Source organism: Haloterrigena alkaliphila, assembly GCF_017352155.2.
GTDB classification, from domain to species: Archaea; Halobacteriota; Halobacteria; order Halobacteriales; family Natrialbaceae; genus Haloterrigena; species Haloterrigena alkaliphila.
Window position 1 is genome coordinate 3,179,020 of the sequence record NZ_CP071462.1, and the last position, 20,200, is coordinate 3,199,219.

The 20,200-nt window shown below is 65.7% G+C and carries 17 protein-coding genes and 1 pseudogene; 6 read left to right on the forward strand and 12 right to left on the reverse strand.

Features of this window, described 5'->3' with window-relative positions:
• Positions 1-8: 8 nt before the first annotated feature.
• From J0X25_RS34370 to J0X25_RS34395, 6 genes and pseudogenes are all read right to left on the reverse strand, one after another.
• Positions 9-500: pseudogene (locus tag J0X25_RS34370) on the reverse strand (secondary thiamine-phosphate synthase enzyme YjbQ).
• A gap of 69 nt (positions 501-569) precedes the next feature.
• On the reverse strand, positions 570-1,250 hold the full coding sequence (locus tag J0X25_RS34375) for a HEAT repeat domain-containing protein (protein ID WP_207288383.1): 681 nt from the start codon (positions 1,248-1,250) through the stop codon (positions 570-572).
• A gap of 75 nt (positions 1,251-1,325) precedes the next feature.
• Positions 1,326-3,353, reverse strand: coding sequence for a SpoVR family protein (locus tag J0X25_RS34380; RefSeq protein ID WP_207288384.1), 2,028 nt, complete (start codon positions 3,351-3,353; stop codon positions 1,326-1,328).
• A 14-nt stretch (positions 3,354-3,367) separates the two neighbouring features.
• A complete protein-coding gene (locus tag J0X25_RS34385; RefSeq protein WP_207288385.1) occupies positions 3,368-4,696 on the reverse strand; it encodes a YeaH/YhbH family protein in 1,329 nt (442 codons plus the stop codon).
• Positions 4,687-6,975 (reverse strand): PrkA family serine protein kinase, encoded by a 2,289-nt coding sequence (locus tag J0X25_RS34390; RefSeq protein WP_207288386.1) that lies wholly within the window; start codon positions 6,973-6,975, stop codon positions 4,687-4,689. Before J0X25_RS34390 ends, J0X25_RS34385 begins: the two co-directional genes overlap by 10 nt.
• Before the next feature lies 1 nt (position 6,976).
• Positions 6,977-9,049 (reverse strand): PrkA family serine protein kinase, encoded by a 2,073-nt coding sequence (locus tag J0X25_RS34395; protein ID WP_207288387.1) that lies wholly within the window; start codon positions 9,047-9,049, stop codon positions 6,977-6,979.
• A gap of 637 nt (positions 9,050-9,686) precedes the next feature.
• On the opposite strand from J0X25_RS34395, the gene J0X25_RS34400 reads away from it, so the two are divergent.
• The 5 genes from J0X25_RS34400 to J0X25_RS34420 all read left to right on the forward strand — a co-directional run bounded on the left by J0X25_RS34400 (position 9,687) and on the right by J0X25_RS34420 (position 13,457).
• Positions 9,687-10,139: a DUF5820 family protein gene (locus J0X25_RS34400; protein ID WP_207288388.1), complete on the forward strand. Its 453-nt coding sequence runs from the start codon at positions 9,687-9,689 to the stop codon at positions 10,137-10,139.
• 32 nt (positions 10,140-10,171) lie between these two features.
• Positions 10,172-10,618, forward strand: coding sequence for a UPF0179 family protein (locus J0X25_RS34405; RefSeq protein WP_207288389.1), 447 nt, complete (start codon positions 10,172-10,174; stop codon positions 10,616-10,618).
• Between the two features lie 574 nt (positions 10,619-11,192).
• The gene (locus J0X25_RS34410; RefSeq protein WP_207288390.1) at positions 11,193-11,879 is read left to right on the forward strand and encodes a PHP domain-containing protein; all 687 of its coding nucleotides are present in this window, start codon (positions 11,193-11,195) and stop codon (positions 11,877-11,879) included.
• Positions 11,876-13,066 carry an asparagine synthase C-terminal domain-containing protein gene (locus tag J0X25_RS34415; protein ID WP_207288391.1) on the forward strand — a complete coding sequence of 397 codons (1,191 nt, stop codon included), beginning with the start codon at positions 11,876-11,878 and terminating at the stop codon, positions 13,064-13,066. The genes J0X25_RS34410 and J0X25_RS34415 overlap by 4 nt, the downstream gene beginning before the upstream one ends.
• Positions 13,067-13,205: 139 nt before the next feature.
• On the forward strand, positions 13,206-13,457 hold the full coding sequence (locus J0X25_RS34420) for an amphi-Trp domain-containing protein (RefSeq protein ID WP_207288392.1): 252 nt from the start codon (positions 13,206-13,208) through the stop codon (positions 13,455-13,457).
• A gap of 29 nt (positions 13,458-13,486) precedes the next feature.
• Here J0X25_RS34420 and J0X25_RS34425 read toward each other — a convergent pair whose 3' ends face one another.
• The 5 genes from J0X25_RS34425 to J0X25_RS34445 all read right to left on the reverse strand — a co-directional run bounded on the left by J0X25_RS34425 (position 13,487) and on the right by J0X25_RS34445 (position 18,693).
• On the reverse strand, positions 13,487-14,578 hold the full coding sequence (locus J0X25_RS34425; RefSeq protein WP_207288393.1) for an Mrp/NBP35 family ATP-binding protein: 1,092 nt from the start codon (positions 14,576-14,578) through the stop codon (positions 13,487-13,489).
• 117 nt (positions 14,579-14,695) lie between these two features.
• Positions 14,696-14,995 (reverse strand): hypothetical protein, encoded by a 300-nt coding sequence (locus J0X25_RS34430; RefSeq protein WP_207288394.1) that lies wholly within the window; start codon positions 14,993-14,995, stop codon positions 14,696-14,698.
• A gap of 211 nt (positions 14,996-15,206) precedes the next feature.
• Complete coding sequence (locus tag J0X25_RS34435) at positions 15,207-15,518, reverse strand: hypothetical protein (RefSeq protein WP_207288395.1); 312 nt, start codon at positions 15,516-15,518, stop codon at positions 15,207-15,209.
• Entirely contained in the window at positions 15,518-16,876 is a 1,359-nt protein-coding gene (gene nrfD / locus J0X25_RS34440; RefSeq protein WP_207288396.1) for an NrfD/PsrC family molybdoenzyme membrane anchor subunit, read from the reverse strand. The genes J0X25_RS34435 and nrfD overlap by 1 nt, the downstream gene beginning before the upstream one ends.
• On the reverse strand, positions 16,873-18,693 hold the full coding sequence (locus tag J0X25_RS34445) for a 4Fe-4S ferredoxin N-terminal domain-containing protein (RefSeq protein ID WP_207288397.1): 1,821 nt from the start codon (positions 18,691-18,693) through the stop codon (positions 16,873-16,875). Before J0X25_RS34445 ends, nrfD begins: the two co-directional genes overlap by 4 nt.
• Before the next feature lie 425 nt (positions 18,694-19,118).
• Here J0X25_RS34445 and J0X25_RS34450 point away from each other — a divergent pair, with 425 nt between their 5' ends.
• Positions 19,119-19,442, forward strand: a complete 324-nt coding sequence (locus J0X25_RS34450) for a cupin domain-containing protein (RefSeq protein ID WP_207288398.1) — start codon at positions 19,119-19,121, stop codon at positions 19,440-19,442.
• On the opposite strand, the gene J0X25_RS34455 is transcribed toward J0X25_RS34450, so the two are convergent.
• Positions 19,443-20,117, reverse strand: coding sequence for a helix-turn-helix domain-containing protein (locus tag J0X25_RS34455; protein WP_207288399.1), 675 nt, complete (start codon positions 20,115-20,117; stop codon positions 19,443-19,445).
• Between the last annotated feature and the right edge of the window lie 83 nt (positions 20,118-20,200).

Sequence of the window (20,200 nt, forward strand, 5' to 3'; positions counted from 1 at the left end):
GCCGTTCCTCACTCGCCGACGGTCGTGACGCTCACCGTCCGCGTGCGCGGGCCGTCGCACTCGACGAACAGCAGCGTTGAGCGAAGCTCAACGCGCTTTGCGGTGTAACCGCAAAACACCGACTGCCACGTCCCGAGCGCGAGTTCGCCGTCGGCGACGGGAACCGTCACGTCCGGCCCGAGCAGCGTCGCCCGGAGGTGCGAGTCCGCATTGTCATCTAACTGGTCGTGGACGTGGCCCTCGTCGGGGACAAGATCGCGCAGGAACGACTCGAGATCGCCGCGCAACCGGGATTCGTTCTCCTGGACGATCAGACCGGCCGTCGTGTGTTCGACGAACACCGTCGAGAACGGCTCGACGAGCCCTGCTTCGCAGGCTCAGCAGGACGCCGTCGCCGTCCCCGACTCGAGGTCGTCGGGAACCGCAGCGGCGATTCGGTCGGTTACGTCGACGGTCGTCAGCCGGGCGTCCGTCTCGATCGTGAACGCCGACTGGCTCATACCCGACCAGACGCCGACCAGCTACCACTACGTTACGGTCACGAGGACAGCGGGACCCCGTGCGCTCGCTCACTGCAGGCGCCCGAGCGCCCAGTCGGCCCGTTCGCGGACGGTCGGCTCCGGATCTCGGTGGGCCAGCCCCTCTAGTCGATCGGCGGCCGCCTCGAGACGCGCGTGGCCGAGCGCGGTGCAGGCGTCGGCCCGAATCGCCGGATCGTCGGACTCGAGCGCCGCGACGAGTACCGACGCCGCCGGTTCGATCGCCTCCGGTCGGTCCGTCGCGATGTCACGGAGCACGCGAACGCCACGCCGGTCGTGGCTCGGCCGGCTGTCGAGTACGGTCGCGATCGCACCGACGTGGTCGGCGACCGCGCTCGGTCGCTCGGCGGCGATCGTCTCGAGACAGCGGAGCAGTTCGTCCGTCGCCGGTGCCGCCGGGTCGTCGACGATAACGGAGACGATCCCGTCGGTCGACGGCGCGACGTCGGACGGCGAGACGGTCGCGAGTTCGGCCAGACAGTAGCCGACCCTCTCGCGGAAGTCGATCTCGGGCTGTGCGAGGAGGTCCCGCAGTTTCGGAACGGCCGGCAGACAGGCCTCGGGGCGGTCAGTCAGGGCGTCGTGAATCGCTGCCACGGCGGCCCGCTGTTCGGCCGGCTCGCGCGTGTCGAGTCGTGCGAGGACGGACGGCAGGTCGAACGCAGCGTCCGGGCGTTGCTGTCCGACCGCGTCGCCCCCTTCCCTATTCATAGTATCACGAGCACGCGCGATCGACCAAAAGCGTTGCGAGTGGGGAGGCAAGCGGAACGGAAGTGAAAAACGGTATCAGGCGAGCCACTCGTCGGGTTTCGTGTCGTAGTCGACGTCGTCGGCCGCGAGGTGGTCGACCTCCTCCCAGGGGACGTCCTCGACGGTTACCTGGTCGCCGTCGTACCGGATCAGCTTTCCGCGCTCCTCGGGTTCCGGCTCGCGGTTGCGCCGCTTCGCGACCTCGATGTCGTGGTCGTCGATCTCCTTGACGATCGTCAGCAGGTTCACCGGCCGGCCCCAGAGTTCGAAGATCCGCTTGAGCGTCTCCCGGGCTTGCCCGAGGTCGAGCATGACGCCGTTGTACTGGTGGCCCAGCAGGAGTTCGTTGGCGTTGTTGTAGTTGCCGTCGTAGACCGCGATCGTCGGTTTCCCGAAGTTGGTGAACTGCAACAGCAACTTCTTCTTGACGTCCTCGGCGGCGTCGCTGGCGACGTGGAACTGTCCGGTCGCCTGCGAGTGTTCGTAGGTGAAGTAGTTGTTCTCGGTGATGAACTCCTGGGTGAGGAACTCGTCGAGGAAGGTCACGTCGTTGTGGCTCTCGCGGATGTCGTACATCCGATCCCAGCCCGCCGTGAAGTCGACGTCCACCAGCGCCTCCTCGACGCTCTCGTAGCGCGCGTCGTCGAAGAGGTAGCGACCGATCTGCTCGAGGTCGTTCTGACTCACCCGGGTCAGGAACCCGCGGTGCTGGCGCTTGACCAGCGAGTAGTGCCGGCGCGCCAGCCCCTCGGTGGTCAGCACTTTCCACGGATATTTCTCGACGTCGATTTCGCCCTCGCGGGCGGCTTCGAGCGCCTCGCGGTCGACGTACTCCTCGGGCACCTCCTCGAGCGCCTCGAGCGTCTCAGGCGTGATCGTCGCGATCGGGTCCGGCGGCGCGAGCGTCTCGAGCACCGACTCGAAGTCGACGACGTCCATCAGGTTGCGCCAGGAGATTCCCTCGACGCGCAGCAGTTGCTCGAGGACCTCGCGGCGGTTGGTCCGGTTCTCGACGTACTCCCAGAGCTCCATGCCGAGGCTGTAGGGGTTGAGCCCTCCGGAGGCGAGCACCTTCGCCATGTGGTCGGCGTAGTTGAGGAACTCGTCGTCGCCGGCGAACCCCTCGTCGGTCATCATCGCCGACTCCCAGTAGGCGGCCCACCCCTCGTTCATCACCTTCGTCATCTTCTGGGCGGCGAAGTAGTACGCCTCCGCGCGCATCATGTCGAGGACGTCGCGTTGCCACTCCGCCATCTCGACCGCGCGGCCGGCCTCGTCGTCGTACTGCTTGCCGTGTTCGCGGACGAACGCGAGCAGGTCCTTCTGGGGCTCCTCGGGGAAGGTGACGGCCTCGCCCTCGGCCTCGAGTTTCTCGAGCCACTCCTCGTCGAAGACCTCCCCTTTCACTTCGTCGGAGAGGCCGAGTTCGTCCAGCTTTTCGGCGATGTCGTCGTCGAGGTCGTCGCGCGGGCCGTCGACGTCGAGACGGCGCTCGAACACCCGGTGCTGGTCGATGTTGTCCTCGAGGCTCAGGCAGTGGTCGATCCACTTCTCGACCGCCGCGCGGTCGATCTCGGGATCGGACATGTACTCGTCGATCGCCCGCGCGTGGCGCTCGAGCATCGCGGCGGCGTTGACCTGTTCCTCGTCGGCGCGCCCGCCGGTGAACAGGCCGAACCACTCGTTGTTCGCGAAGAAGTCCGAGTGGGCCTCGACGTGGGTGATGACCGCCTTCTGGTCGGCGATCGTGTTCGACTCCTGGAGGAAGGCGTGGGCCGGATTGTCGTTGTTGACGATCTCGAAGGCCTTCCCGCCGCCGTACTGGCCCTGCTTCTGCTGGCGGTCGTACTGCATCCCCCACCGCCAGTGGGGGTATCGGCTCTGAAACCCGCCGTAGGCGATGAGTTCGTTCATCTCGTCGTAGTCGATGATCCAGTACTTCACCGGGTAGGGCTCGAGGCCGAGTTTCTCGGCCAGGTTTCTGGCCTCCGAAACCGGTTCCTCGAGGTCGCCGGCGATCGCCTGTTTGCGGAATCGGTCCGCGTTGGAGTTTCGTTTACTCATGAAAACCACCGAGGTTACTCATCCTCGTCGCCCTCCGTCGAGAGGATCTCGTAGATCGCGTCGGTCACGTCCTCTTTGCTGTTGACGTAGGCCACCGCCACGTCGTCGGAATCGGTGCCGAAGTGGCGCTCGAGTTCCTCGGCGTGGGTGGCGTTGATCGCGTTGCCGCTGGGCTGGGTCTCCACGTAGGCGTGGAGGTTGGCGTCGATCTCCTCCATCATGGGGATGACGCGCTCTTCCGTGTCGTTGCTCGAGTTCTCGGAGTCGCCCGCCGCGAAGACGTAGCGATTCCAGTCGCTCCAGGGGTACTCCTCGAGCAGTTCGTTCGCGAGGTCGTAGGCGCTCGAGATCTTCGTCCCGCCGCCGCTGCGGATGCCGAAGAACTCGTCGCGCTCGACCGCCCAGGCGTCGGCGTCGTGGGCGATGTAGACGAACTCGGCGTTGTCGTACTTGCCCTGCAGGTACCAGTCCAGCGGGGTGAACGTGCGCTCGACGAGTTCGCGCTTCTTCTCGCGCATCGAGCCGGAGACGTCGCGGATGTTGACGACCACGACGTTCTTCTCCTTCTCCTCGATGATCTCGGGATGGCGATAGCGCTCGTCCTCCCGGCGGAAGGGGACGTGGTCGATCCCCTCCCGGCGGATCTTCTGCTGGACGCTCTCGCGCTCGACGTTTTCCTCGACCTCCTCGATGGAGGCCCACGTCCCGCGCTCGTCGTCGGGAACGTCGCCGTAGGCCTCCTGAATCCAGGCCATCGAGACCGGCAGGCTCTCGCCGCGGGCCCACTCGAAGACCTCGCGGGGCGTGATCCCCTCGACCTTGCACAACTCGCGGAGGAACTCCTCGTCGAAGTCCATCGCCAGCTTGCGCTTGAGCCCCTCCTTGAACATCCGCTCGAAGTCGAGCGTGCTGTTGGGGCCGGTTCGGGTGAGGTCGGTGAAGGGTCCCTCCTTCTCCTCGACGACCTTCTTCCCCTTCGGATCGAGGTCGAGTCCGAGTTCCTCGTCGAGTTCCTCGGCGAACTCGTCGGGGTCCATCTCGTAGTACTCGTGGTCGCCGCCCTCCTCGCCGGGTTCGCCGTCGTCGCCGTCGTCGTCACCCGGTTGGGGCTGGGGCTGGCCGACCGGCTGGCCGGGCTGGGGCGTGCCGTCCTCCCCCTGGCCGACGCCGCCCTTGTCCCGCTGATCGTACTCGAACTCCGGGAGCGAGACGATCTTGACCGGGATCTGGATGTCGCCGTTCCCGCCGCCGCTCAGATCGCCGTACTGGATGAAGTCGGCCAAATCCTCGCGGCGTTGTTCGCCCACTTCTCGGAATCGTTCGAGGTCGTCTCTCAGTCCCATCTGTAGCTCACCTGTCCCATGACGTGTCGGCTGGTCAGTTCGGCCGACGCCGCCGAGTAGCCGAAGAGATCGACCATGGTATCGATCGTGTCTTCCTTGACCGCCGCCGTCTCCGTGCCGCTCGGCGGGTCGTCCCACTGGCGCGGGTCGAAGTCCTCGAAGGTCCGCTGGACGTCGTCCCAGTCGTGGCTCTCGAGGACGGTCTTGATCACCGGAATCGCGGTGAGGTCGACGTCCTCGACCGAGAAGTCCTCGTCGCGGTGCTCCCAGGCGTGGCGGTTCAGCGAGGTAATCACCTTCTCGCGGCGGAAGTTGCGGACGCTCTCGCGGGGGAGGTTGTCCTCGTACTCGGCCTCGGAGAAGCGGCCGAGGTGTTCGATCTCGAACAGCTTCATCTTCAGCGGATCCGGTTCGACGCGCTCGCCGCGGTCGTTGTACAGCGGCTCCTCGGTCTCCCACGCGTAGACGTGTTCGACGTACTCGGCGACGGTCTCCTCGTCGACGCGCTTGTCGTGCATGATCGCCTCGATGACGTCGCTCTCCTGGCGGTCGAAGAGGTAGTTCTTCACGGGCACGATCCGGTTCTCGAACTCCGAGCGTTCGCCCGTCGAGAAGACGGGCGCCTCGGCCATCCCCTCGGCCATCGCGTTCAGCACGTCCCGGGGCATGACGACGTTCTCGACCGGCAGGTCGGGGTGGTGGCGGTCCCGGTCGGTCTGGAGGAGTTCCGCGAGCGTGTCCCGCGTGTAGGTGACCGGCACGCCGTGTTCGCCGTCGTGAGCCTCGCCGTCGAAGTCGAACTCCTCCTTCTCGCGGCGACTGTCGCCCTCCTGCAGGTAGCCCTGGTCGTAGATCAGGGCCTTGTCGACGAGGTCGAGCCCGTTTGGCAGGTTCTCCTCGTCGAGTCGCGTGACGACCGCGTACAGTCCGGCCGCCTCGATGGCGTGGGGGGCGAACTCCCGCTCGCGGGTCTCCCCGTCCTGATCCTTGACCAGCACCGTCACCGCCTCGCGGATCCGGTCCTCGAGTTCGTCGTAGCTCTCGGCCTCCCAGACGGCCGTCTCGTTGGTCAGTTCGCGTCGGATCAGCTCGCACTCGAGCGAGAGGTTCGTCAGGTAGCCGAACTGGTGCTTGTCGAGCCGTCGCTTGAGCGCTTTCAGGGGGTCCATGCCGTTGCGATCCGAGTGCTGGTTGAGCTGGGCCTCGAGGTCGGGGTTCGAGATGATCAGCATCTGGGTGTCGACGTCCATCCCGATCCCCTTGTCCAGCTTGACGGACTGCTCGTCGGGGACGTTCAGCAGTTTCTGGAGCAGGTCGGCGTGCTGGGCCGCGTCCTCGACGATGGTGAGGACGCCGTTGCCCTGCGAGAGGACGCCGTCGTAGCTGAAGGCCTGCGGGTTCTTGCGCCCCCGCGAGTCCAGTTCCTGGAGCATGCCGTGCATCCAGGAGCCGACGAGTCGCTCCTTCGGCGGCCCGTCGTCCTCCGAGTGGAGGACGCCGACGCCCTGGCCGACGTCGACGACGTAGTTCTTCACCCGGAGGTGGTCGCCGTTGGTGATCGCCGAGAACAGTTCCTCCTCGCCCTCCCGACGGTATCGCTCCTCGAGGTACTCGTAGGCCTCGCGGGAGAACGGATCGAGTTCCGCGTCGACCTGCACGGGGACGTGATCGTCGAGTTCGGCGTTCAGGTCCGCGAGTAGCTCGTCGCGAACCTCCTGCGGGAAGACCGACAGCGGGTGGGCCTGCACGGGGCTCTCGTACCAGTGTTGATCGTCCGTCGCCGTCGGGTCGCCGCTGCCGTAGCTCAGCCCGCGGTCGCCGGAGTCGGCCGTCGTGACGTTCCACTCGACCGTGTACCGGCGGCCCTCGGGCGTCTTGGAGTACTCGCGCAGCCCGTTGACCAGACAGCGCTTGAGTTCCGACTTGCCCGTCGCGGTCGGCCCCTCGAACCAGATGATCTTCTCGTCTTTCGCCCGGCCCGCGGCGATCGACCGGAGGTCGTCGACGAACCCGTTGAGCACCTCGGTGTTGCCCAGAATCGCGTGTTCGCCGTCGTTGTGCGGGTCGTCGAAGAACCGGTAGCGCTCCTTCTCCTCGCCCTCCTCGACTACGGTGCGGGTGCCCGCGGCCTCGATCGCCTCGAGCAGGTACTTCGAGGCGTGGGACGCGATCGTCGGGTTCTCGAAGATCCGATCGACGTACGCCGCGAGGCCCATCGGCTCCTCGTAGGTCTCCTCCAGCGTGCGGTCGGCCTCGGTGACGTAGTCGTTGCCGGTCATGTTAGTCGTCCATCTCTGCCTTGGCGACCTCCGCACCGGCGAACTCGAGCACTTCCTTGGCGCCCGCCTCGGAGTAGCCCTGTTCCATCAGCGCGTCGATCCACGCCGACCGCTCGTCGTCGTCGAACTCGTTGGCGCTGACCAGCGCGGAGAAGTTGATGTTGTGCTTCTTGTCCTCCCAGAGTTTGCGCTCTAAGGCGCGGCGCAGGCGCTCGTTGTCCTGCGGGTTGAACGCTTCGCCCTCGCGTGCGCGCCGGGAGACCCAGTTGGAGACCTCCTGACGGAAGTCCTCCTTGCGGTCCTCGGGGATGTCGAGTTTCTCCTCGACGCTCCGCAGGAACGTCTCGTCGGGCTCCTGTTCGCGGCCCGTGAGGTCGTCTTCGATGGTGTCGTCGTCGATGTAGGCCATCACGTGGTCCATGTACTTCTCGCCCTGGCGCTGTATCTCGTCGATGTCGTAGGCCAGCGCGTGGCGGACGTCCTCGATGGCTCGCTCCTTGTACTCCTCGCGGACCGTCTCGAGGTAGCGGTAGTACTTCTCGAAGTTCTCCTCCGGGATAGAGCCGTGGTGCTCCAGGTTCTCCTCGAAGAAGTTGAACACCGTCAGCGGCGAGAGGAACCCGCGCTGGCGGTGCTTGGAGTCCATGATCGCCTCGGCGATCTCGTCGCCGATGAAGCGCGGCGAGACCCCGACCATGCCCTCGCCGATCTCGGCCTTCTCGGCGGCCTCTTCGCGGAGCTTCTTCGTGTCGATGTCGTCGCCCTCGTCGATCTCGCCGTTGTACGCTTTTGCCTTCGAGAGGAGGTCGACGGTCTCGGTGTCGGGCTCTTCGATGCGCGTCAGGACGCCGAACAGCCCCGCCATCTCGAGCGTGTGGGGCTCGACGTTGATGTCGGGGACGTCGGCGTTGGTCAGCATCTTCTCGTAGATGCTGGCCTCGTCCTCGTAGGAGAGGACGTAGGGGAAGTCGATCCGCTTGGTGCGGTCGTTGAACGCCTCCATCTTCTCGTCGCCCTTCTTGTCCTTGTACTCGGGCATGTTCGTCCGGCCGACGATCACCTGGTCGATGTCGATCCGCGGGTTGTTCTTGGGCTTGATCGTCTGCTCCTGGGTCGCGTGGAGGAAGTCGTAGAGGAACTCTCGCTGGAGTTTCAGGAGCTCCTCGCCGGAGAAGACGCCGCGGTTGGCGTTACAGAACGCCCCCGAGTAGTCGAACGCGCGCGGGTCGGACTCGCCGTAGATCGCGATCTTCGAGTAGTTGACGTCGCCGGTCAGTTCGGTCTCGTCCTGGTTCTTCTTGTCCTTGGGCTCGAACGTCTCCAGGGCCTGGCGCTTGTTCTCGTCGGCGACCAGCCGGATGATCTCGACGTGGTTCTCCAGGACCTGCTGGAGGTCGTCGTCGTAGTGAGCGAGCAGTTTGTCCATGTAGAACTCGCTCTCGGGGTCCAGCGCCTGCTCGTTCTGAATGGTGTAGGGCGCGTCGAGGTTCTCGTTTAGGTCGTCGATCACGCGCTGGCGCTGCTCGACGGGCAGGAGCACGAGCGGGTCCTGGTTCATCGGGGACCGGACGCTGTCGTCGGCCGGGTCCTGATCCTGGACGACGTCACAGAGGTTGGTCCACCGGAACGTGTACATCCGGCCCTCCTCGCGGAGCGTGTAGTCCTCGAAGTACTTGCGGACCTGCTTGTCGAAGTGGGACTTCCCGGAGCCGACGGGGCCGAGCAGCAGCTTGATGCGCCGCTCGGGGCCGAGGCGGCGGGCGCCCGACTTCACCTTGTTCACGAACTCGTGGATCGACTGGTGGATCACCCGTCCGTAGAAGGTGTTCTCGCCGTCGTTCAGCGGATCCTCGCTCGCGAGGAGGTACTCGACAACCCCTTCGGTCTCGTCGTAGGTCGTCCCGTAGTAGTCGAACATGTCCGCGACCCGCTGGTGGGCGTTGCGGGTGATCTTCGGGTCCTCGTAGCACTCTTCTAAGTACCAGTCGAAGGACTTGGTCTCCCGCAGGTCTGCGGGCATCGATTCCTTGTAATCCGTGCTGAGCGTCTCGAGTGTCTCGATGTCACCGGTCATGGTATCATTGCCAGTTGGCCAGGTGCGGTCTCCCCCGTCTGCATCGTCCGTTGGGTACACGGACCGTCTGTGGAGCGGACGTCGTTCGACCAGCCGTGGCGTCGTGGCCGAACCGTCGGAATCCGTCGAACCGCGTCACCCGACAGCCACCGCGTCCCGGCGTCCGAACCGCTCCGCGAGCGAGTGCTCTCGGAACGTGCCGAACTGCGGCGGGCGGCGATCTGTCGTGCCATGTGTGATCTCGTACCACTCGCCGTTGCGCGACGGTCTCGTCGGGGACTCGGGCAACGGTGCGCCGGGGACGGACGCGGAGTGGATCGGTCCGGCGAACGGATACCGATAGTATTTAATGAGTGAGTAATCCAGCTACTTAGCCTTGGCCCCAAAAGGTATTTATCAGAACTTTATTACAGGCGAATACTACCATCATCGTAGACTGATACTCGATGCCATACCGCATCTTGACCGATTCCGGGCATAAATCACCGGCCAGCATTGGCCTGCGACGGTCGCGCGCGCCGCATGCGCGCTCGAGCGACATCGTGACGTGTCGACCCGGCGACGCGACGGATGGCGTTCCGGGGCCGACTCGAGCGGTGACGACGAGGCTTTACGAGCCCCGTCCCTATCGGCGCCCATGACCGACCCGGCGGCCGACGGCGATCCAGACCCGGCGCTTCCGGCGCTCCCCGACGACTGGACCGTCTGGAACCGGGGCGAGGACGGACGACTCGTCCTCGCTTACCGGCCGGACGTCTTCGACGCCGACGCGTTCTCGGCGGCCTGTCTGCCCACCCTCTACCTAACGCACGGCAAACGGACGCGTCGTCCCGGCACTAATCCCGGCAATCGGACCGATGACGACGACTGGTACGTCTCCCTCTACCTCGAGCCGGACGTCTCGGCCGATACCGAACGGTTCGCGACGCGGGTGGAGGCGCTCGAGCGGGTCGCCGCCCTCGCGCGGGCGTTCGACGACGGCGAGATCGACTACCGGGGGCTCTACCAGGTCCCTCGCGAGACGTACTTCGAGCGACTGGACGAACTGACCGGTCGGGACGAGACGGCGTCGTCCGATCGCCACGCGTGAGCCTTAACCGGGGCCGGCGACTACGCACCGGTATGTCTACCGTCACGCTCGTCGGCACCCGGCTCGCCGATCCGGGGACCGAGTTCGTCTACCAGGGCGAGGCCGACGCCTGCGCCGGCTGTCCCTACCGGAGTCAGTGTCTCAATCTCGAGCCCGACACGAAGTACCGCATCACGTCCGTCCGGGAGAACGCCCAGACGCTCGAGTGCGCCATGCACGACGGCGGCGTCCGCGCCGTCGAGGTCGAACCGGCCGCCGTCCGCGCGAACATCCCGTCCAAGGGCGCCTTCGCCGGCAGCAAGGCGAGCCTCGCCGGCCCCTGCCCCTACGTCGAGTGTCCGAGCCACGAGTACTGCGACCCCGACGGCGCCGACCTCGACGCGGAGTATCGCATCCGCGAAATCGTCGGCGAGCCGCCCCACGAGGTCTGTCACCTCGATCGCTCGCTCGAGCTCGTCGAACTGGACACCGACGACTGATTACGCGCTGGTATCGCTGATTTTCTCGTGTCTCTCGAAGCGCCGGTTCCCTTCCCAGCCGTTCGTCGTGCGGTGGCGCGCGCCGACCTGTGCCGAACGAAAGTGAGGCGCAGGTCGAAGCTGCGCGAGGTCTTCGCGAGTTATACGAGCGAAGGCTTGTCAGAGCTTGCTCTGACAGTGGATGAGTGAACGAGTGTAACGAGAGAGCGAATCGGCTGGGGAGGACGTGGAACTCACCGTTGCCACGGTCGCAGAACGCTCGTTTTCACGCCCATCATCGTCGAGTAGCCCTTCAATTCGTGAGCGTACTGCTGTGTATCGACGGGTCCACTTGAGCGGACGAAACGAAAGAAGGGTGCTGTCGCTTCTGACGACGAGGAACTGCCATTCCTTCTCCAACCGGTTGGCTACCGGAGGCTACTCACCCTACGCGCGCTATCGTCCACTGTCCTCGCGATCGCTCACGGTTCACTTCGTTCACCGTTCGCATCTCGAGGTGCTCACTCCGTTCGCACCTCGCTTCGCTCGGACCGAGGTGTTTTTGATAGCGCCACTCCAAGCGTGAGACATACCCGTGCTGTCGGTTGAACTCCACGCTCACTCGTCGCTGTCCTACGACGGCCGCGACCCGATCGAACTCATCCTCGAACAGGCCGACGCCGTCGGGTTGGACGCGATCGCCGTGACCGACCACGACGAGATCGACGCCAGTCTCGAGGCCGCCGAACTCGCCGCCGATTACGGCCTGATCGGGATTCCGGCCATGGAAATCTCGAGCAAGGCCGGCCACGTGCTGGGCTTCGGCCTCGAGGAAGCCGTGCCGCCCGGGCTCTCCTTCGAATCGACCCTCGAGACCATCTGGGACCAGGGCGGCCTCGCCGTGATCCCCCACCCGTTCCAGGAGTCGCGCCACGGCGTGATGGCCCGCATCACCCGCGACCAACTCGCCCGTGGCGACGCGATCGAGGTCTACAACTCTCGGCTGCTGACCGGCCGCGCCAACCGACAGGCCGAGCGCTTCGCCCGCGCCCGCGACCTGCCGATGACCGCCGGCAGCGACGCCCACATCAGCGAAATGGTCGGCCAGGCGGTCACCCGCGTCGACGCCGACGAGCGATCGGCCGACGCCATCCTCGAGGCGATCCGCGAGGGCCGGACCTCCGTCGAGGGCAAGCGGACGCCGTGGCGGATCAGCTTCCGGCAGGCCGCCGGCGGCGTCACCCGCCGAGTCAGGAACTCCATGCTCGGCTTGTTCCGATGACGCTGCGCGGCGCCACCCCCGAGACCGTCCGCGAGGCTCTCGAGACGGGCGATCCGCTCCCCGGCACGACCGGATTTGCGGGGGCACTGGACGGCCTGCTCGTCCGCGACGCGTTCGGCCGGCAGCCGCTGTACCTCGAGACGGCGACCGACGGCGATGCCGACAATGCTACCGACGACGCCGACGCCGCCACCAACGCCACCGCCGCCACCAACCCCGAGGAGGGCCGCGAGTGGGCGTTCGAACCCGCGTCCCTCGAGTCCCCCGAACTCCTGCCGGCCGGCTCCGTATTCGATCCGACGGATCTCGCCGGAAAGCCGGAACGCCGCTGGCCCCTCCCCGACCCCGAACCCGAGTCCGACCGCGACGCCGCGCTCGAGGCCGTCTCGGCCGCCGTCGAGACCGCAACGGCCGACGCGCTCGCCCCCGATCGGGAGGTCGCCGTCGCCTTCTCCGGCGGCGTCGACTCGGCGCTGGTCGCCGAACTGCTCGACGCGCCGCTGTACGTCGTCGGCTTCCCCGACAGCCACGACGTCGAGGCCGCTCGGACGGCCGCCGAGGCGATGGGTCGCGACCTCACGGTCGTCGAGCTCGAGCCCGCGGACCTCGAGCGAGCGGTCCCCCGGGTCGCCGAGGCGACCGGCCGGACGAACGCGATGGACGTCCAGATCGCCCTGCCGCTGTACCTGGTCGGCGAGCGCGTCGCCGCCGACGGCTTCGACGCGCTGGCGGTCGGTCAGGGCGCCGACGAACTGTTCGGCGGCTACGAGAAGGTCGTCCGCCTCGACCACCGCGTCGACGCCGAGACGACCCGCGGGGCGGTCCGCGAGCAGATTTCGTCCCTGGCCGACCAGCTTCCCCGGGACGTCCACGCGATCGAGGCGACCGGTCTCGAGCCGGTCGCCCCCCTGCTCCACGACGCCGTCGTCGACGCGGCGCTCGGACTGCCCGGCGACCTGCTCGCCGACGAAAACGAGCGCAAGCGGGCGCTGCGGCGGGTCGCCGCCGACTACCTCCCCGACGAGATCGTCACCCGCGAGAAGAAGGCCGTCCAGTACGGCAGCCTCGTCGCCCGCGAACTCGATCGCCTCGCCCGACAGGACGGCTACAAACGGCGACTGGACGACCACGTGACGAAGTACGTCCGGTCGCTGTCTCCGGACGAACCGGATCCGCCGCGGGCGTGACCTCAGCGCCCACCCACCCTCGAGAGCGCAGGTGCTCGTCCACGAGTCTCGAGAGGTCCTCGCTCGAGCGGTCGATACCGTGGGCCTGCCTGCCGATTCGCGGCCAACGTATTAGTGTCCGTTCGGTGGTTATTTGGCCATGGCAGAGAAGACCGCCAACGAGGAAGAGGTGTCACGGGAACAGGCGGCCGACCTGATACAGGAACTCGCTCACCAGCTTCGAAGCGAGGGAGAGGCCGAAGTGACGGTCGGCAACAAGGTGTTGACGCTCACGCCGGCGCCGGAATTAGAGTACGGAATCGAGGTCCAGGAGCGCTCGCCGATGCTCGGCGGCGAACGCCAGCAGATCACGGTGACCCTCGACTGGGAAGTCAGCGACGAACCGACCTAAGCAGTCGGTACCGACGCGGACCGGCGGCGCTAGTCTTCGGTTTCGGTCGGGAGCGTGTTCTCCGGGCCGCCGTCGACGTTCTCGGCGACCGTCCGGCGGTTCGTCTCGCCGATGCGGTCCGAGACCTCCGCGACGAGGTCCTCGACCGTCTCCTGGACCTGACTCGAGTCGTCCTTGACCAGCGCGCCCTCGCTGCCCTCCGCGCCGAAGTCCGGGTGGATCGGGATCCGGCCGAGCAGCGGGACGTCGTACTTGTCGACGATGGTCTGTGCGCCCCCGGTGCCGAACAGCCCGTGTTCGTCGCCACAGGAGGGACAGACGAACGAACTCATGTTCTCGACGACGCCCAGCACGGGCGTGTCGTGCTTGTTGAACATCTGGATCCCCTTGCGGGTGTCGTCCAGCGCCATCTCCTGGGGCGTCGTGACGACGACGGCGCCCGTGACGGGCATCGACTGCAGCAGGTTCAGCGTCGCGTCGCCGGTTCCCGGCGGGAGGTCGACGATGAGGTAGTCGAGCCGACCCCACTCGACGCCCTCGAGGAACTTCAGCATGAACTTGTTGACCATCGGGCCCCGGAGAATGGCGGGATCGTCTTCCTCCTCCATCATGATCCCCATACTGATGACCCGGACGCCGTCCGAGCGGGGCGGAACGATCTCCTCGTTGGGCGTCACGCCGGGTTCGGTCTCGACCGGCAGGATGCGCGGGATGTTCGGCCCGTGAATGTCGGCGTCGAGCAGGCCGACCATGGCCCCGCGCTTCTCGAGTCCCGCCGCGATGTTCGCGGCGACGGTCGTCTTGCCGACGCCGCCTTTCCCCGAGGAGACGGCGATGACGTTGCGCACTCGCGGGAGCACCTCGTCGTCGAAGCCGTGTTCCTCGCCGACGTGTGCTCGCAGGTCCGCCTCGAGACCGGCCTCGCCGACGACCTCGCGAATCCGATTGCCGAGTTCCATCTCGGAGGGGGCGTACGGCGCGTTCAGGGCCAGTTCGATGCGGGCGGTTCCGTCCTCGATGCGAACGTCGTTGACCAGTCCCAGCGAGACGATGTCCTCGCCGATGTCCGGGTCCTCGATCTCCTCGAGTTTGATCTCGAGTTCGTGTTCTGTAATACTCATAATCGGTGTGGACGTTACTGGGCCTAGGCAGTCGGACGGGATACGTGTGATGGTTCTGCAGTCGAACCACGGGCGGGAACCCCCGCTATCGGGACGATCCGGGACTCTCCGCCGTCGTCACAGTCCGGGATCTCCGAACGGTTCGGGGATTCCGCCGTAGAAGACGAGTCCGATGATGATAGTCAGCACGAGCATCGAGACCCACATGGTCGTCGCGATGCCGACGAGATAGGTGACGCCGAGCAGGCCCGTCGTCGTGTTGCGGGGCGTGCCGACGAACCAGGCGACGAGCATCACGTAGATCGGGACCAGAATGACCGCGAAGATGATCCAGGTCCCCTCGTTGGGGAATCCGGTCCACCCCTGCGTCCCCTCGTAGCCGTGGTAGAGGACCGTCGCCAGCGTGTCGGAGATCATACGGGACGTTTTCCGTCGGAGAGGGTCGTGGTTTCCCCTGCCTGTGCATGGTTCGTTTGTGACGCGGTACCGTGGACCATAGTTGCACGCGCGGGCCGTCTGCCGTTCGGCGTCGACGAGCGTCGCGCGCGATCATCCGACCCGACCGAGAGCCCGTCGCTCGAGGACGGAACGCGCAAAAAATAAACCGGTGATTCGACGGCGATGCGATCTAGTATCCCGGCGGGCCGGGGTTGGTGAACGGCTCCGGCGCGCCGCCGTAGAAGACGATGCCGATCAGGACGGTCAAAACGAACATCCCGACCCACATCATCGTGGTCAGCCCGACGAGGTAGGAGACGCCGAGCAGTCCGGTCTTCGTGTCGCGGGGCGTCCCGGTGAACCACGAGATGAGCATGACGTAGATCGGGACCAGGATGACCGCGAAGATGATCCAGGTCCCCTCGTTGACGAAGCCGGTGAAGCCCTCGGTACCGCTGTAGCCGTGGTAGAGGAGTTGCATCGGCAGGGTTGCGAGCGACATTACGCGTTCACCTCCGGTTCCGTGGTGTGTTCATCTTCTTTGTGTTCGTGCTCGCCGCGCATGTGTTGGAGGGCGTGGAGTTCGACGACGGGTACGACCTTCGAGATGTTGAGGAAGATCAGCACGACCATGCCGATCGTTCCCGCGAGCGAGAGCCACTCGATCACGCTCGGGAAGTACTCCCCGGGCGTGGCCGCGTAGATGTCGAACGTCGGGTGCAGGAACCCTTCCACGACGAACAGCAACTTCTCGAGGAAGGTCGCGGTGAGGACGACGACGCCGGCGACCATGGCGCGGGCGCGGCTGAACAGCGCCGGACGGATGCCCTGCAGGAAGATGTAGATAAGCGTCCCGAGGACCATCAGCATCGAGACCTGATAGACCGGGTGGCCGACCTTGCCCTCCACCGCGTGGGCCTGGTCGAGCGGGCCGAGGAACAGCCCGTTGATGAGCTGCTGGAGCTGGAACCACAGGAACAGCAGGCAGAAGAACCCGAGCCACAGGAGCAGTCCACGGAAGATGTCGTCCGTGAAGATGTGATCCCAGTCGTAGGCGCGCCGGAAGGCAGCCGCGATGAGGATCACGCCGCTGATCGCCGAGGTGAGCGCGATCGAGAGGAACTGCGGCCCCTGAATCGCACCGGTCCAGGCGGGCATCGCCGGCAGCAGCGAGAACAGCCACGGGATGACGCCACCGTGGAGCAGGAGCGGGGCCATGATGATGACCGCCGCGGCCAGCCACCAGACCATCCGCTCGACGATCTCGTCTTCCTTCTCCGTGTAGCCGATCGTCAGCAGATCGTAGAGCGGACTGAAGTGAGACGGCATGTCGTCGCGCAGTCGGCTGACGTCGTAGCGCAGCGTCAGGCCGAGGTAGGTCGCGGTCATCACGAAGTAGGCCGTGATGACGGTCACGTCCCACACCAGCGGCGAGTTGTTCACCGTAATGTGGTAGTGACCGATGACGCTCGTGACCATTCGGTCTGGTCGGCCCATGTGGACCAGAATGTAGAAGCCCGCCGCGGAGAGGCCGGCGATCGTCAGCATCTCTGCGAGTCGGGCGACCGGCATGTAGCGGTCCATCCCCAGCAGGCGCACTGCGGCCGAGAGGATGATCCCGCCGTGAGCGATCCCGACCCACCAGATGAACGCGCCGATGTACAGTCCCCAGGTGGAGCCGCCACCGGAGCCCCAGTCGCCGAGGCCGGTGACGATCAGTCCCTGCTGGAGCTGGTAGGCCCAGGCCACGAGGAAGGCCACGAGGGCCAGGGCGGAGACGCCGTATAGGATGATGTACTTCTTCGTGAACGTGTTGATCGGTCGGAGGATGTCCTCCTCCGTGGGCAGTTTCGTGCTCATAGTGAGATCCCCGCATCACCGACGGTCCTCTCGTCGAGGACGTCCTGTCGCTTGTCAACCAGACCGACGTCTTCGTAGGCGACGGGGCCCTCGACCTGTTCGGCCTCCGGACCGGGCTCGTTGCCGATGTACGTGACGTTCGGGTGGGTGCCGACGTCCTCGAGCAGCTTGAACGTCGACGCGTCGCCGCCGGCGTAGGCCTCGAGGACCTGCTGGGCGGACTCCTCGTTGGTGATCCCTTCTTCGGTCACCCACGGCTCCTCTTCCTCGCCCTCGAGGATCAACAGCGATTCCTCGACTTCGGCCGGCGTGATCTCGCGGGATTCGTAGCGGTCGACGGTGTTCTGGACGGCCTGCTCGGACTCCGTGACGACGGCGTCGAGCGCGCTCTCGGCGCGCTGCTGGTCGTCTTCGCTGACGTTGCTGCCGTCGCTTTCGCCGAGCACGGCGTCGACGATCGCCTGAATTTCCTCGTCGGAGCGGTCGTCGTCGGAGAACTCGTCTTCGACGATTTCCGTGACGATCGATCTGACTTCCTCGGCGGCGGCTTCTTCGGCCGCCGCTTCGTCCTCGAAGTCCTCTTCGTAGTCGATCAGGTACTGCAGGTCCGTCGTCTCGACCTCCCCGCGGAGGTAGCGGACGGCCTCGATCTCGTCTTTGTCCCAGTCGGAATCGATGTAGCCGACGTCGAGGAGGTCGCGGTCGCCCTGGACGAACTCGTAGGACTGGCGGACCTCATCGCGGTTGGGGCTCCGCCCGTCGACCTGGTTCTGGGCGCGAGTGGAGACGACGTTGGTGAGGTACTGCTGCGGGCGGCTCTCGGGATCGTTCATGTCGCCGAAGTTGATCGCGTTCGGCGGACAGGCCTCCTCGCAGGCGGTCGTGCCGACCTTGTCCTCGCCGCGGTGGCCGTCCTGTCGCGAGGGACACATCGTACACTTGCTCATGGTGCCTCGCGGGGCGCGGCTGTCGACCCACCGCTCGCCGTGGTCGTAGTCGGCGAAGGTGTGGCTCTCGTCGAGTTCGCTGAAGTCCGTGTCCGGTTCGTCCCACTGGAAGTAGTTGACGCCGTACGGACAGGCGACCTGACAGTAGCGACAGCCGATGCAGACGTCGTAGTCGGTCAGGACGAGACCGTCCTTGTCGCGAGTGTGGCGGGCCGTCGTCGGGCACACCTTCTCACAGGGAGCGTCGGTACAGTGCTGGCAGGGTCGGATGAGTCGGTTCCGACTTCGCTCGGAGTGGTCGCCGGGGTCCTCGTAGTCGAGAATGTACATCCAGTTGACCCCGTCGTCGAGCTGGTTCTCCGAGCTACAGGCCTGTACACAGGAGAGACAGCCGTCACAGCGCTCGAGGTCGAGCACCATCCCCCACTGGGTGCCGTCGTCCGTCTCCGTCTCGGTGTGTGGGCCTGCGCCCCCTTCCTCGGCGAGCGAGGGCTGGTCGACGGTCCCCCAGGCGCCGAGTCCGACGGCGGTCGCGCCGACCCCCATCTTCTTCATGGCGTCGCGGCGACTCTCCTCGCCGTCGCCGTCGAAGGCCTCGAGCATCCGCGTCATCGTGCCCTTCTTCTCCTGCTGGGCCTGCTCGTAGGCGGCTTCGGTCGGGCGCTGATCCTCGCCGAACTCCTCCATCACGTCGTCGTGATACTTCTCGTGGAATTCGGCCTCGGAGAGCTCGCCCTTGGTGACCCGCATCGCGTCCTGGGCCATCTGCATCCCGAGATCGGTATCGTACTCGGTATCGTCGAGCATCTCCTCGAGTTCCCCCTCCCACTCGTTACCGAGCGGGTGGAACGATTCGTCGTCCGTGCTCATTCGGAACGAACACCTCCGGACGAGAATCCGGATGATGCGAAGTAATTACACGCCGACACGCAGTTGAATACGGTCATATATGGATCCTCTACACCGGACTCACAACTAGATAAGGTTGAAGTATACAGCCGATTTCCACGGCGTGAGAATCGGTGCGAATATGTTCGCCTATATAAGTTGGATTGTACTATCCCTCCCCGTCAATTGCTGGCACAGGCTATCGAATAACAGTACAGAGGGGTAGCAGGTACCTCCGCTCCCGTCGCCGACAACTCCGAGGGAGTTTCTCGACCGGCACGAATCGGATCGGAAGCGGGAGCCGGCAGGTTCGACCTTCGGCCGCCTGACCGGGTACGATGTCACGAGAGGGGGCCGAATATATTCGGCTCAACCGCCACGGTCTGCCGAGACGAACGACTGATCGTATGAGCGACACCGACCGATCCCTGATACCGACGGAACTCCAGCGGCTCGCGGACCTCGAGGCGACGCCTCACGCGCAGGTGTTCGACGAACCGAAGACGGTCCGCCTCCGACTCGAGGCCGGCGAGGGCGTCCCGGCCCATCGCCATCCCGGCCGGGAAATCGTCTGTCACGTGCTCGAGGGACGGCTCACGATCGCGCTCGGCGACGACGAACGCGAGGTCGCCGCGGGAGAGGTCGTCAGGTTCGACGGCGAGCAAGAGATCGCACCAACGGCTCAGGTCGACTCGACGGCGTTGCTCGTTCTCGCGCCGCGAGCGGACTGATCAGTTCGTCGCGAGTTGCTCCTCGAGGGACTCCTCGTCGTCGACGTTCGGCAGATCCTCGACGAACCGCTTGATGATCGCCTCCTCGGCCCGGTGGAGCGTCTCGCTGCAGGTCGACTTCGCGATGTCCAGTTGCCCGGCGAGCTCCGTCAGCGAACACCGTCGCGGCGTGTCGTAGTAGCCTTCCCGCACCGCGGCGACGACGACCTCGAGTTGGCGCTCCGAGAGCAACTGGCTCTCGTGGAGGCGCTCGCGGACGTGTTCGATCCGGTACTGGAGGCCGAAGTTCTCGAGTTGTTCGGCGAGTTGGGCGAGGCGGTCCCGGGATCCGGTCACCTCGATCGTCGCCTCGCCGTCGACGATTTCGACGGGGAGTTCGATCGGCATCCCCGATTCCCGGGAGGAGAACAACAACAGCGGCGCCGTCGTCTCGAAGTGGACGGTCACCTCGTTCTCGCTGTACTGGGCGAGCGAGAGTTCGGTGATCTGGGCGTGGTCGCGCATCTCCTCGACCACGTCCGCGACGTCGGGGCCGGTGATCCGGACCAGCGCGAACCCGGTTTCGGATCCGGGGACGGCCGCGAGCACCCGGAAGGTGGCCGAGGGGTACGCCGTCGACAGCTGTTGAATCCAGATCTCTTCCGGCATCGTGATTGTGAGTGTCGCCTGAGCCATACGAACGTGTTCCGTTCGACTGCTTATACCCGTGCCGTCGAATATATTCGCGGTCGTTCCCACCGGCTGGGAAGACGAGCGTC